Source organism: Massilia aurea, assembly GCF_040790145.1.
Classification (GTDB): Bacteria; Pseudomonadota; Gammaproteobacteria; order Burkholderiales; family Burkholderiaceae_D; genus Telluria; species Telluria aurea_C.
The window spans coordinates 110,244-122,430 of sequence record NZ_JBFMMP010000015.1; the positions used below are offsets into that span (position 1 = coordinate 110,244).

The window sequence follows — 12,187 nt, forward strand, 5'->3', positions numbered from 1 at the left end:
GCCGAAAAGGCTATTATGGCCCGCGCCGGACTTGGGTTCCAGCCTTCGCTGGAACGACGTTTTAGGGCAGCAGGCCAAAGCTGCCGGCCATCCTACGGCAACGTGATCGTCACATTCGCCGCTTTCGGCGGCAGCTTCACCAGGTCGTTGTAGTGCGCCAGCGCGTATGCGGTGTCGTTGCCCAGCACCGTCCGGAACCCCACGTATGCGCCCAGCCCGGCCACCGTGAACACCGCCCCCAGCACCCACAGCGACAAGTCGCTGCGCAACCGGTTGACCACCTGGTCGGGCCGCCCGGCATGCGGCGCGAAGCCGCGCGTGCGGCCACGCATGCGGGCGATCTCGTCGCCCAGGCGCGCCACCAGGTAATCCAGCTTGTCCTTGCCGTCAAGCGCATACCGGCCCTGGAAGCCCAGCAGCAGGCACATATGGAAGACCTCGAGCGCCTCGACCTGTTTCTCGCCACGCGCGCGCAGGTCTTCCAGCCGGTGGAAGAAGTGCTCGCCGGCGAGCTGGTCGCCGAACACGCGCAGTTGCAGGGGCCGCGTTTCCCACGCCTCGCGCACGTCGAAGGTCGAGCGCAGGATGATTTCGTCGACTGCCGAGCAGAACGCGTACTTGGCGGCCAGGATATCCTCGGCGGCGATCCCCAGCGCCTTGGCGTTGCGGTCGACGTCCCCGAGGAAGCTGGTCATGTTGTCGGCAAAGGCGCCCTTGTCCTGCGGCCCGCAGCCGGTCTTGAGCAGGAACAGCGCATAGAACCCCTCGTACATGATGTCGCTGAGGCGCTGCGTGCGAACGGCGCGCTGTCCGGTGTCGCTTTTGGCCGCGGCGCGGCGTTCGATGAACGCGCTCATGCCGACACCGCGATCAGTTCGAGCCGCAGTTCGCGTAGCCCGTTGGGGACGTACACCGAGATCGCCTGCGACTTGAGCATCGCCTCGTACAGCGCACCGCGCGCATCGAGCACGAAGTAGTAGGTATCGGGCCGCACGGGAATCGCGCTGGGCACCTGCGGCGCGTGCAGCAGCTTCACGCCCGGTAGCGCCGAGAGCACGAACTTGTCGACGTCTTCGGGCGAGCCGACCTTGAATTGCAGCGGCACCGCCTCGACCAGGCGCAGCGCCGGCAGGTCGGCGGCCACCGCGAGGTACAGCGTGGTCTGGGCATTGATGCGGCCCGAGTCGAGCGCGCCGTGGTAGTACGACGGCCGGTCGCGGTGCAGGGCGATGGTGAAGTAGCGGGAAGAAATCACGGTGTCGAGGAGGTCACGGATGATGCCGTCCAGGCGCGCGAACTGCGGGCCCGGGTCGGCGTGGACGTAGGAGGGCAGGTCTTCCAGCCGGTAGCTGCGCGAATAGGTCATCAGCCCGCCGGCCAGGTGCAGCAGCGCGCCATACAGGCGTTCGGGATGCAGATCGCGATGGTGCAGGTAATGGGCCAGCGCCGCATAGCCGGCGCTGGCCGTGTGCAGCAGCCAGAACGACGAGACGTCGCCGCCGCGAATCTCGACCACGTTGCGGCTCGGCTCGCGCAGGTCGCCGTACAGCGCCGCCACCTTGGCCAGCAGTTTTTCCATCAGCCGCGCCAGTCCGCCATACAGGCCGACGCCGGGACTGGACACCGCGTCGATCGACAGGCTCGGTGGAATGAAGCAGGGGTCTGGTTCGAAGCCGCCGGTGGCCACGCGGCGCAGGCGCAGCAGCGGAAAACTCTCGTACGCTTCGAGCGCTTCGCCGTCGGCCACCAGCCGCAGCGCCTTGCGCAGATAGGTCACCGGCGCTTCGGCCGCGCTGCTGTACAGGTCAAGCGTTTCGCGATCAAAGCGCGCGAAACGCAGGTCGCTCCCGACCTCGTCCGGCGCGTCGTCGACACCGGGCGCGCAGTTCTCGCCATGGCTGCGCAGCGCGGGCAGGGCGGCGTGGTAGGTCACGGTTTGCAGGTCGGGCGGCAGGTCGCCCAGGCGTACTTGCGGCGGCAGCATGTCGCCATCGGGCGCCCGGTACACCTCACCGTCGGGGAACAGCAACGAGAGCTCTTCGATGCGCAGCACATCGCTCTTGAGCGCATCGAGATCGACCGTCATCTTGCGCACGCCCCAGCAATACGGGTGCAGCGCGCAGGCGGTCTGGTTCAGGCGCGCTTCGTGGTAGCGCTCCTGCTGCTGGAAATGCTGGGGCCGCAGGAACAATCCCTCGTCCCATAAGACCTTGGATGGCATGCTCACGTCGGCCTCGCTCGGTGTCCGAAAATGTTTAGCTTGCAGGAAAGTTTTTGGAATTTATTCACAGCGCACAGACGCCAGCGCAGCCGATGCATTGACGGGTCCGCCCGCCACGCTCATCGCACACGCGTGCAAGCCGATGTTGACGCCGTCGCGCTCGGCATCCGCGCTGCTGATCGTCGTGCGCCAGCGCCCGGCCGCCGGGTTGTGAAACAGCGCCACGATGCCGACATGGCCCGCTTCGCGCGCGACTTTTTCGGTAATCTCGTAGCGCTGGCCCGGCACCAGCATGATTTCGCGCACGTCGACCAGGTCGGCGCCGAGGCGCTCGCGCTCTTGCTGCGGATCGAGGAAGGCGGCGTAGGGCGCGCCCTCGAACGCATCCTTCTGGCGCAGCTTGTACAGGCGCACCGCGAGGGCCAGCGGCTGGCCGCGCTCGTTCAGATTCAGGCGCGTGGCCGCGTGCATCCGCAGCGGCACGTTGCGCGGCGGCTTTTGCGATTCGGGCAGCGCGGCTGGCTTGCGCAAACCAGCCGCTTCCAGCGCTACACCCGCCAGCGGTGCGAGCGCGGCACCCCCGCAGCCGGCCACTGTGGCGGTGAGAGCGAGCAGGGCGCACCGCTGGCTCGTCGTGATTCCGGTCCTCATCTGATTCTCCTTGGCACTTTTCTCGGGCACCAACGTTGGATTGAATCCGTTTCACGCCCGGATACGCTGCGCCAACGCAAAGCGAAGCGCGTTCGCACAGCGATCCCACACCTCTTTGCTGAATTCGCTTGCCATTGACAGTGCGCAACTTCGCGCGGGGCTCGATGCGAATAATGGTGGCTTGTCTACCTACCGGAGAGCCGAACATGATTCGCCAACGACTGTTACCCATCCTGATCGGCGCCGTCGCCCTGGGTGGGTGCGCCACCGATGATACGAGCACGGGCGCCAGGCGCGCCGCCGTATCCGAGAACATCTACGCCGAAGCCGATGCGGCGCTGGCGGCCCGCCAGACCGAGAAAGCGATCACGCTCCTGAAATCGGCCAGCGTGACCCATCCCGTCGACAAGAAACCGTGGGTGCGCATGGCCCAGATCCGGTTCGACGCCAACCAGTATGGCGAGGCGATCAGCAGCGCTCAGGAAGCACTGGCGCGCGACCCCGATGACACGCTGGCCTACAGCATCCTGGCCGTCAGCGGCCTGCGCGTGGCCAGCAAGGCGCTGGCCGACCTGACCCGCAAGAACAACCTGCAAGGCTCGGTGCGCAGCGAAGCGCAAGACCTGGCCAGGCTGCTGCGCACCAGCCTGGGCGAAGAAGTCCTGGTCAGTGCGCGCCCGGCCTCGCGGCCAGCCATCCGCAAGACGCCGACCCAGCCGGCGGTGGCGGCGCCCGCCAAGCCTGCAGCATCGAGAGGCAGCCCGTTCGACGTCCTGAAATAACGCACTGGCCGGCGCTGCCGGTCATTTCATCCCTTTACTGGAGCTGCCATGGCCAAGAACGAGAGCGTACAAAAACGCTTGCAAAAGGTACGCGCGCCGCGCGTGCAGATGACCTATGACGTCGAGATCGGCGACGCCATTGAAAACAAGGAGCTGCCCTTCGTGGTCGGCGTGGTCGGCGACTTCGGTACCGATCCCCAGCTTGAAAAAAAGCGCCTGAAGGACCGCAAGTTCGTCAGCATCGACGCGGGCAATTTCGACGAAGTCCTGGGTGGCGTGGCGCCGGTGGCCACCTTCAAGGTCGAGAATCATCTGTCGCCCGAGGGCGGGCAATTCGCCGTGCAGCTGCAGTTTCGCGAGATGGCCGACTTCCGGCCCGAATCGGTGGTGCGCCAGGTGGCGCCGCTGGCCGGGCTGCTCGAAGCGCGCACCAAGCTGGCCGACCTGCGCAACAAGCTGGCCGGGAACGACAAGCTGGAAGACATCCTGACCGAAGTGCTGGGCAATACCGAAAAGCTCGACGGCCTGCGTAAGCACAATGGCAACACCGGTTCAAGCGAGGAGGGTTGAGATGGCTGCAGTTCTCGACACAATCAAGGCGCCCGCAAGCGCCCCCGAACTGGACGCGTCGCTGCTCGACCAGATCGTCGCACAAAGCCGCGTGGCCACGTCCAGCAGCGAGCACGCGCGGGCGCGCGACCTGATCTCGGAGCTGGTCAGCCAGGTCATGCAGGGCACGATGGTGATGTCGTCGAACCTGTCGGCCACGATCGACGCCCGGTTGGCCGAACTCGACCGCATGATCTCGGATCAGTTATCCGCCGTGATGCACGCGCCCGAATTCCAGAAGCTCGAGCGCAGCTGGACGGGCCTGCAATACCTGGTCAAGAACAGCACGACCGGCGCGAACCTGCAGATCCGCATGCTCAACGCGTCCAAGCGCGAGCTGGTGAAAGACTTCCAGTCGGCGATGGAGTTCGACCAGAGCACGATGTTCAAGAAGATCTACGAAGAAGAATTCGGCACCTTCGGCGGCGCGCCGTACGGCACGCTGATCGGCGACTTCGACATCTCGCGCCAGCCCGAAGACATCTATTTTCTCGAACAGATGTCGCACGTGGCCGCCGCCAGCCATGCGCCATTCATTACCTCGAGCAGCCCCGAACTGTTCGGCGTCGAAAGCTTCGGCGACCTGGGCAAGCCGCGCGACCTGGCCAAGGTGTTCGACACCGTCGAGTACGCAAAATGGAAGGCGTTCAGGGAAACCGAAGACGCGCGCTACGTGGGCCTGACGCTGCCGCGCTTCCTGGGCCGCCTGCCATACCACCCGGCCGACGGCATGACCACCGAAGGCTTCAATTATGTCGAAGACGTCGACGGCAGCGACCATTCCAAGTACCTGTGGTGCAACGCGGCGTATGCGTTCGGCGCCCGCCTCACGCGCGCGTTCGAGGATTATGGCTGGTGCGCGGCGATCCGCGGCGTCGAGGGCGGCGGCCTGGTCGAGAACCTGCCGACCCACACCTTCAAGACCGACGAAGGCGAGGTGGCGCTGAAATGCCCGACAGAGGTGGCGATCACCGACCGCCGCGAGAAAGAGCTGTCGGACCTGGGCTTTATCTCGCTCGTGCACTGCAAGAACACCTCGTACGCAGCCTTTTTTGGTGCGCAGTCGGCGCAGAGAGCGCGCAAGTACAACAACGAGGCCGCCAATGCCAATGCAGTGCTGTCGTCGCAACTTCAATACATCTTTGCAGTGTCGCGTATAGCGCACTACATGAAATCCATGATGCGCGACAAGATCGGCAGTTTCGCGGCAGCGTCCAATGTCGAGGATTACCTGAATCGCTGGCTTACGCAATACGTGCTGCTCGACGATAACGCGAGCCAGGACCAGAAAGCGCAGTTCCCGCTGCGCGAGGCCAGCGTGCAGGTTTCCGAGGTGCCGGGCCGGCCCGGCGTGTACCGCGCCGTGTCGTTCCTGCGCCCGCATTTCCAGCTCGACGAGCTGTCCGTTTCGCTCCGTTTGGTCGCGGAGTTGCCGCAATCGACCAAAAGCTGACAATTTTCCCAACCGACGTTTTAATCATACTTGGAGTAGAACATGGCAATTGACGTGTACCTGCAGATCGACGGGATCAAAGGCGAGTCGCAAGATGACAAGCACAAGGACTGGATCGAGTGCACCACGGTGAACTGGGGCGTGAGCCAGCCGCGCTCGGCCACCGCCTCGACCGGCGGCGGCCACACCGCCGAGCGTTGCGAGCACCAGGAAATCGCGCTGACGAAGCTCGCCGACCTGGCTTCGCCCATCCTGCTGCAGACCTGCTCGGCCGGCAAGACCATCCCCAAGGCCAAGCTGGAATTCATGCGCGCCGATGGCCAGGGCGAGCGCATCAAGTACTTCGAGATCGAGCTCGAGAACGTGCTGATCGGCGGCATCAAGCCGAGCGTCGCCGAAGGCAGCATCATCCAGGAAGCGGTGGGCCTCAAGTTCTCGAAGATCAAGTGGAAGTACACCCAGCAGAAGGTGACCGGCGGCGCCGGCGGCAACACCTCAGGCGGCTGGGACCTGGCGGCCAACAAGGTCGTCTGAGCGGCGCCCGCCGCTTTCCACGCGGCGGCTGCGCGCCGCCGCGTGTTCGCTTCAACATCCCCTCGGAGACACCATGAACGGCTTCACGCCTGGCCTGCTCGATCGCCTGATGGACGAGCGCCGCGACGTCGCGCCCGGCACGCCGGTGAGCATGGAAGGTTTCAAGGACAGCGTCGCGCGCGACCTCGAAGCCTTGCTCAATACCCGCATCGCGATCGATCCATTCCACCTGGCCGGCTACCCGCATGCGCGCGCGTCGCTGCTGCACTACGGCCTGGTCGACTTCGCGGGGTTTTGCCTGACAAGCAGCAGCGACCGCGACGCCGTCTGCGCCAGCATCGAAGCGGCGATCGCCGCCCACGAACCGCGCCTGTCCGAGGTGCGTGCCGTGCTCGAGGCGGGTGCGGGCGACGTCAATCGCCTGCAGTTCGCGATCCACGCGCGCCTGGCGCTGGGTGGCCAGCGCGAGACGATCAACTTCAACGCGGTGCTGCAACCGTCGTCGCTGCACTACGACATCAACCGCTCCGTCCGGCCCGCCAAAAGCCGCGACACCACCTGACCGGAGGCACGATGGACATCAATCTCAAGACGCTCATCTCGAAGCTGAACGACACCACCCGCGCCGCCGCCACGCGCGCTGCCAGCATCTGCGTCGGGCTGGGCCAGTACGAGGTCGACGTCGAGCACCTGTTCCTGGGCCTGATCGAGCAGCCGGGCAGCGACCTGGCGGCGATTGCGCGCAACTGCGACATCAGCCTGACGGGTCTCGAAGCCGACCTGCGGCGCGAAGTGGCGCGCTTTGCCACCGGCAGCGCGCGCACGCCCGTGTTTTCGCGCCACCTGCCACTGCTGTTCGAGCATGCCTGGCTGATCGCCTCGCTCGGCGCCGGCGGGCCGCCCCGGATTCGCAGCAGCCACCTGGTGCTGGCGCTGCTCACCGAGCCATCGCTGGCGCAGCTGGCGCAGCGCGCCTCGCCCTTGTTTGCGCGCTTTCCGCTCGATCGCCTCAAGCACGATCCGGAGCGCCTGACGCGCGGCTCGAACGAGCAGCTGGACGCTGCGCCGGGCATGCCCGAAGAAGGCACCGACGCTGCGTCGGAGCTGACGCAGGCACGCGCCACGCCGGCCCTCGATCAGTACACGACGTGCCTCACCCAGCGCGCGCGCGACGGCAAGGTCGATCCGGTCATCGGGCGCGACATGGAGATCCGCCAGGCGATCGACATCCTGATGCGCCGGCGCCAGAACAACCCGATCCTGACCGGCGAAGCAGGCGTGGGCAAGACCGCTGTCGTCGAAGGCCTGGCGCTGCGCATCGCGCAGGGCGACGTGCCCGATGTGCTGAAGGGCGTCGAGATCCACACGCTCGACATGGGCTTGCTGCAGGCCGGCGCCAGCGTGAAGGGCGAGTTCGAAAATCGCCTCAAGAATGTGATACAGGAGGTCAAGCAAAGTGCCCACGCGATCATCCTGTTCATCGACGAAGCGCACACGATGATCGGCGCGGGCGGTACGGCCGGCCAGAACGATGCCGCCAACCTGCTCAAGCCCGCGCTGGCGCGGGGCGAGCTGCGAACGATCGCCGCCACCACCTGGGGCGAGTACAAGAAATACTTCGAGAAGGATGCGGCGCTGGCGCGGCGCTTCCAGGTGATCAAGGTCGAAGAGCCCGATGAAGAAACGGCCAGCGCGATGCTGCGCGCGATGGCCCCGCTGATGGAACGGCACTTCGGCGTGCGCGTCTACGACGACGCCATCACCGAGGCCGTGCGCCTGTCGCACCGCTACATCAGCGGGCGCCAGTTGCCAGATAAGGCGATCAGCGTGCTCGATACCGCCTGCGCCAAGGTGGCGCTGGGCCAGAGCGCTACCCCGGCGCTGCTGGAAGACTGCATACGCCGCATCGAGCGCTTCGACGCCCGGTCAAGCGCTCTGACACGCGACGCCTGCGCCGGGGGCGATCATGCACAGGTGCTGGCGACGCTGGGCGAGGCGCGTGCCGAGTCGGCGGCCGAGCAACAAGCGCTGCAGGCCCGCTGGGCCGAAGAGCAAATCCTGGCCGGCCAGATCGGCACGCTGCGCTCGCAACTCGAAGCGGCGGGGCCGGGTGCGGTGGGTAGCGGCAGCGCCCAATTGCGCGCGCTCGGCGAACGCCTGCGCGCGCTGCAGGGCGAAACGCCCCTGGTGCCGGTACAGGTCGACGGCCACACGGTCGCCGAGATCGTCGCCGCCTGGACCGGCATCCCGCTCGGGCGCATGGTCAAGGATGAAATCCGTACCGTCGTCAATCTCCAATCCATGCTCGACGAGCGCATCCTGGGCCAGCGGCATGCGAGCGGCGTCGTCGCCCAGCGCGTGCGCACGGCGCGTGCCAATCTCGACGATCCGAACAAGCCGAAGGGCGTGTTCCTGTTCGTGGGCACGTCGGGCGTGGGCAAGACCGAAACGGCGCTGGCGCTGGCCGACATCCTGTATGGCGGCGAGCGCAAGCTCATCACGATCAATATGAGCGAGTACCAGGAAGCGCATAGCGTCTCTGGCCTGAAAGGCTCGCCCCCGGGCTATGTCGGCTACGGCGAAGGCGGCGTGCTGACCGAAGCGGTGCGGCGCAATCCTTATAGTGTCGTGCTGCTCGACGAAGCCGAAAAGGCCCACCCGGACGTCCTGGAGATGTTCTTCCAGGTGTTCGACAAGGGCGTGATGGACGACGCCGAAGGCCGGCAAATCGATTTCAGGAACACGATCATCATCCTGACCTCGAACGCCGGCTCGAGCCAGTTGATGGCTGCGTGCCTGAACAAGCCGGCGGCCGACATGCCCACGCCGGAGCAACTGGCGCAATCGCTGCGCCCAAGCCTGATGAAGCATTTCAAGCCGGCGTTCCTGGGCCGCCTGACGGTGGTGCCGTTCTATCCGATCGGCGACGAGGTACTGGCCAATATCATCAGGCTCAAACTCCAGCGCATCGGCGCGCGCGTGCTGGCCAACCACAAGGCCAGCTTCGAGTACGACGACGCCCTCGTGACGGCAGTGCTCAGCCGCTGCACGGAAGTCGATTCCGGCGCGCGCAACGTCGACAATATCCTGAACGGCACGCTGCTGCCCGAAATTGCCGACAGCGTGCTGGCGCGGATGATGGAAGGCGGCGCCATCGCGCGCGTGAAGGTCGGCGCCACCCGCGCCGGCAAATTCAAATACCTGATCGAACCGGTTCCGACCTGACCTGCGGAGACATCATGCTCGATATCGAATCCCTCCTCAAACCGATTGCGCCCGACAATCCCTGCGGGGCCGACCTGGCCTTCGCGCCCGAAGTCGACGAGATCGCCCGTGCACGCCTGGCGGACGATCCGTCGCTGGAGCAGGGCGCCTGGGTCACGGCGCTGAAGGAAGCCGACTGGAAGTTCGTCGGCAAACGCTGTGCGTCGCTGATCGAAACGCGCAGCAAGGATCTGCAACTGGCCGTGTGGCTGGCCGAAGCCAATGCCAGGACCGGCGGCATGCGCGGCCTGGCCGAGGGCCTGGGCCTGGTGGCCGCGCTGTGCGAACGCTATTGGGACGGCGTGCATCCGCAGGCCGACGAAGACGGTTTTGAGCGGCGCATCGGCATCCTGGCCTGGCTGGCGCACCGCGTGGCGCCGCTGGCCAAGGGCGTCGCGCTGGTCGAGGGCGGCGCGGTGACGCTGCAAGCGTGGGAAGTGGCGCGCGTACGCGGGCCGGACGCGGTGGCCGAACTGGAGACGCTGCGCGCGCGCAGCAAGAGCGCGTTCGTTGGGGCGCTGCTGGCCGAGTGCGAGGCGTGCGTCGCCGCGCTGGACGAGCTGGAACGGGTGGTCGACGCGCAGCTCGGCAACGACGGGCCCAGTGTCAGCGTGGGCCGCACGGCGCTGCGCGACGTCATCGACCTGGTTTCACTGGGCTTGCCGGCGGCCGTGACCCACAGCGCGCCGGCGAACGCGGGGCAGGGCGGCGCTATCGCCCTGGCAATGCCGCTGCGGATTGACGGCCCGGTCCAGCACCGCGACCAGGCGCTGGCCCAGTTGCGCCAGGTCGCCGACTTTTTCCGCCGGACGGAGCCGCACAGTCCCGTGGCGTATCTGGCCGAGAAAGCGGCGCGCTGGGGCGAGCAGCCACTGCATGCCTGGCTGCGTTCGGTGATCAAGGATGAGGTGTCGCTGGCGCGGCTGGAAGACTTGCTGGGGATTGAAGCGGTGGAACGCCCGGCGCCGTGATGCGCCGGGCTGTGCGGGCGGGCGAAGGTATGGCGCTCAGCCTTGCTTGCCGCCGCCGGGCGTGACGATGGTGCTGGCGCGCTGGAACTGCTCTTCGACCGTCTGCACTGCCTGGCGCGTGGCCGCCGTCACCTGTTCATAGCCCTTGAAGGCATTCTCGATCGCCGACTTCATGATCTCCACCGCGTTCTCCGACCCCGGCTTGACGTTCTGGGTGACGTCGTAGATCAGCGCCGACAGGGTGTTCTTCGCTTCGGTGGCATGTGCATCGGCCGCGCCGCGAAATTCATTGTGCATGTCGTCGATGATGGCTTTCAGCTGGGTCGTGTACTCGGCGGCGTTGGTCACACCGGCGCCCGGCTGCATGCGCGCGGAAAGCGTCTCGAATGCGGCCTTCGGATTGCCGGCCTGGGCGATGTCGCGGCCCGCCTGCAGCGTGCTGTCCATCGTGTTCTTGGCGGCGTTCATGTTCAGGGCGACGACCTGTTCGACGCCCTTGACCGTCTTGCCGGCCAGCGCATTGAAGGTCTGCATTTGCAGGTCGAACAAGGTTTTTGTGGCGTTGGCAAACTGTTCCGGGCTGGTAAACATGGGTGTCTCCTCAGTGGATTTGCTGTTATTGGAAGCTGAACTATGGCAGACAAACGTCGTCTTCCACGTTCATTATTTAACAACGATACGTTTTTCGCAACGCGCGTCTCGGTAGGGCCCGTTTGACCTGACCCAGCCTTCGCCAAGCGGCGTCGGGGAACAGGCCAGTTCACCGGTCAGCTTGCTGCGGTATTGATAATACGGCGCCGGCGCTGCCAGGCTGGAGGACAGGACGAAGATGAGCGCCGCCCCGAGAGCGGCAGGGCGAAGAATCTGCATGACGCCCATGCTCGACCGTTCCTGCCCCCAAGTCAAGCGGACACTTGTGCTTCCCATGGTGGGAAGGTGTAAGCTCGCCAATGAACCACGACCGGAGAACACCATGCAGTCCACCCCATCGACCATGAACATCGGCGACGCCGCGCGCGCCTCCGGCGTCACGGCCAAGATGATCCGTCACTACGAATCGATCGGCCTGGTGCCGACGCCGCGCCGCACCGATGCCGGTTATCGCCTCTACAGCGAGCAGGAGGTGCGGGTGCTGCAGTTCATTTACCGCGGACGGGCGCTGGGTTTTTCGCTGGACCAGATCAGGAACCTGCTGGCGCTGTGGGAAGACAAGGGCCGGGCCAGTGCTGACGTGCGCGCGCTGGCGCAGACCCATATCGATGAACTCGACCGCAAGATCGCCGAGATGGCGGCGATGCGGCGCACGCTCGTGGGCCTGGCGGCCTCGTGCCATGGCGATGCGCGCCCGGCATGCCCGATCCTCGATGACCTGGCGGCGCACTGAAACGTGCGCCACAACGCAAAACGCCGTAACCCTGTTTCGAAGGCTACGGCGTTTTGCGGGACACAAGGTCCATCAAACTCACTACATTTTTTGGTGCCCACGGAGGGACTCGAACCCCCACACCTTGCGGCACATGGACCTGAACCATGCGCGTCTACCAATTCCGCCACGTGGGCACTGCGTACTGCTGACTACGGTACTGCTTCCTGCTTGCTACGAGATAGACTTTTGGTGCCCACGGAGGGACTCGAACCCCCACACCTTGCGGCACATGGACCTGAACCATGCGCGTCTACCAATTCCGCCACGTGGGCACTG

13 protein-coding genes and 2 tRNA genes are annotated in these 12,187 nt (G+C 65.8%); 8 read left to right on the plus strand and 7 right to left on the minus strand.

Annotated features, from left to right (window positions below):
- Positions 1-92: 92 nt before the first annotated feature.
- From icmH to tssJ, 3 genes are read right to left on the minus strand one after another with little or no spacing between them, the layout of a single operon-like run.
- A complete protein-coding gene (gene icmH, locus AB2N08_RS18610) occupies positions 93-857 on the minus strand; it encodes a type IVB secretion system protein IcmH/DotU (RefSeq protein ID WP_367612382.1) in 765 nt (254 codons plus the stop codon).
- On the minus strand, positions 854-2,227 hold the full coding sequence (gene tssK / locus AB2N08_RS18615) for a type VI secretion system baseplate subunit TssK (RefSeq protein ID WP_367612383.1): 1,374 nt from the start codon (positions 2,225-2,227) through the stop codon (positions 854-856). The genes icmH and tssK overlap by 4 nt, the downstream gene beginning before the upstream one ends.
- Positions 2,228-2,281: 54 nt before the next feature.
- The gene (gene tssJ, locus AB2N08_RS18620; protein ID WP_367612384.1) at positions 2,282-2,872 is read right to left on the minus strand and encodes a type VI secretion system lipoprotein TssJ; all 591 of its coding nucleotides are present in this window, start codon (positions 2,870-2,872) and stop codon (positions 2,282-2,284) included.
- A 206-nt stretch (positions 2,873-3,078) separates the two neighbouring features.
- Here tssJ and AB2N08_RS18625 point away from each other — a divergent pair, with 206 nt between their 5' ends.
- The 7 genes from AB2N08_RS18625 to tssA all read left to right on the plus strand — a co-directional run bounded on the left by AB2N08_RS18625 (position 3,079) and on the right by tssA (position 10,485).
- Positions 3,079-3,654: a tetratricopeptide repeat protein gene (locus tag AB2N08_RS18625; RefSeq protein ID WP_367612385.1), complete on the plus strand. Its 576-nt coding sequence runs from the start codon at positions 3,079-3,081 to the stop codon at positions 3,652-3,654.
- Positions 3,655-3,702: 48 nt separating this feature from the next.
- The gene (gene tssB / locus AB2N08_RS18630; protein ID WP_367612386.1) at positions 3,703-4,224 is read left to right on the plus strand and encodes a type VI secretion system contractile sheath small subunit; all 522 of its coding nucleotides are present in this window, start codon (positions 3,703-3,705) and stop codon (positions 4,222-4,224) included.
- Position 4,225: 1 nt separating this feature from the next.
- Positions 4,226-5,716, plus strand: a complete 1,491-nt coding sequence (gene tssC / locus AB2N08_RS18635; protein WP_367612387.1) for a type VI secretion system contractile sheath large subunit — start codon at positions 4,226-4,228, stop codon at positions 5,714-5,716.
- A 42-nt stretch (positions 5,717-5,758) separates the two neighbouring features.
- Positions 5,759-6,250, plus strand: a complete 492-nt coding sequence (locus AB2N08_RS18640) for an Hcp family type VI secretion system effector (RefSeq protein WP_367612388.1) — start codon at positions 5,759-5,761, stop codon at positions 6,248-6,250.
- A 73-nt stretch (positions 6,251-6,323) separates the two neighbouring features.
- Positions 6,324-6,812, plus strand: a complete 489-nt coding sequence (gene tssE / locus AB2N08_RS18645; RefSeq protein ID WP_367612389.1) for a type VI secretion system baseplate subunit TssE — start codon at positions 6,324-6,326, stop codon at positions 6,810-6,812.
- An 11-nt stretch (positions 6,813-6,823) separates the two neighbouring features.
- Positions 6,824-9,475 (plus strand): type VI secretion system ATPase TssH, encoded by a 2,652-nt coding sequence (tssH, locus tag AB2N08_RS18650; RefSeq protein WP_367612390.1) that lies wholly within the window; start codon positions 6,824-6,826, stop codon positions 9,473-9,475.
- Positions 9,476-9,489: 14 nt separating this feature from the next.
- Positions 9,490-10,485 (plus strand): type VI secretion system protein TssA, encoded by a 996-nt coding sequence (gene tssA, locus AB2N08_RS18655; RefSeq protein ID WP_367612391.1) that lies wholly within the window; start codon positions 9,490-9,492, stop codon positions 10,483-10,485.
- Positions 10,486-10,521: 36 nt separating this feature from the next.
- Here the strand turns inward: tssA and phaP are convergent, their stop codons facing one another.
- Together phaP and AB2N08_RS18665 are read right to left on the minus strand one after the other, a co-directional pair.
- Positions 10,522-11,076 (minus strand): TIGR01841 family phasin, encoded by a 555-nt coding sequence (gene phaP, locus AB2N08_RS18660; protein WP_367612392.1) that lies wholly within the window; start codon positions 11,074-11,076, stop codon positions 10,522-10,524.
- 72 nt (positions 11,077-11,148) lie between these two features.
- Complete coding sequence (locus AB2N08_RS18665; protein ID WP_367612393.1) at positions 11,149-11,364, minus strand: hypothetical protein; 216 nt, start codon at positions 11,362-11,364, stop codon at positions 11,149-11,151.
- Positions 11,365-11,479: 115 nt separating this feature from the next.
- Between AB2N08_RS18665 and cueR the strand changes: the two genes are divergently transcribed.
- Entirely contained in the window at positions 11,480-11,869 is a 390-nt protein-coding gene (cueR, locus tag AB2N08_RS18670; protein ID WP_367612395.1) for a Cu(I)-responsive transcriptional regulator, read from the plus strand.
- A 91-nt stretch (positions 11,870-11,960) separates the two neighbouring features.
- On the opposite strand, the gene AB2N08_RS18675 is transcribed toward cueR, so the two are convergent.
- Both AB2N08_RS18675 and AB2N08_RS18680 read right to left on the minus strand, forming a co-directional pair.
- Positions 11,961-12,045, minus strand: a tRNA-Leu gene (locus AB2N08_RS18675).
- Between the two features lie 53 nt (positions 12,046-12,098).
- A tRNA-Leu gene (locus AB2N08_RS18680) sits at positions 12,099-12,183 on the minus strand.
- Positions 12,184-12,187 lie beyond the last annotated feature (4 nt).

Excerpts from the sequence above, each read along its gene's own strand:
- icmH (WP_367612382.1), bottom strand. The coding sequence starts at position 857 with ATGAGCGCGTTCATCGAACGCCGCGCCGCGGCCAAAAGCGACACCGGA.
- tssJ (WP_367612384.1), bottom strand. The coding sequence starts at position 2,872 with ATGAGGACCGGAATCACGACGAGCCAGCGGTGCGCCCTGCTCGCTCTC.
- AB2N08_RS18625 (WP_367612385.1), top strand. The coding sequence starts at position 3,079 with ATGATTCGCCAACGACTGTTACCCATCCTGATCGGCGCCGTCGCCCTG.
- tssB (WP_367612386.1), top strand. The coding sequence starts at position 3,703 with ATGGCCAAGAACGAGAGCGTACAAAAACGCTTGCAAAAGGTACGCGCG.
- tssC (WP_367612387.1), top strand. The coding sequence starts at position 4,226 with ATGGCTGCAGTTCTCGACACAATCAAGGCGCCCGCAAGCGCCCCCGAA.
- AB2N08_RS18640 (WP_367612388.1), top strand. The coding sequence starts at position 5,759 with ATGGCAATTGACGTGTACCTGCAGATCGACGGGATCAAAGGCGAGTCG.
- tssE (WP_367612389.1), top strand. The coding sequence starts at position 6,324 with ATGAACGGCTTCACGCCTGGCCTGCTCGATCGCCTGATGGACGAGCGC.
- tssH (WP_367612390.1), top strand. The coding sequence starts at position 6,824 with ATGGACATCAATCTCAAGACGCTCATCTCGAAGCTGAACGACACCACC.
- tssA (WP_367612391.1), top strand. The coding sequence starts at position 9,490 with ATGCTCGATATCGAATCCCTCCTCAAACCGATTGCGCCCGACAATCCC.
- phaP (WP_367612392.1), bottom strand. The coding sequence starts at position 11,076 with ATGTTTACCAGCCCGGAACAGTTTGCCAACGCCACAAAAACCTTGTTC.
- AB2N08_RS18665 (WP_367612393.1), bottom strand. The coding sequence starts at position 11,364 with ATGGGCGTCATGCAGATTCTTCGCCCTGCCGCTCTCGGGGCGGCGCTC.
- cueR (WP_367612395.1), top strand. The coding sequence starts at position 11,480 with ATGAACATCGGCGACGCCGCGCGCGCCTCCGGCGTCACGGCCAAGATG.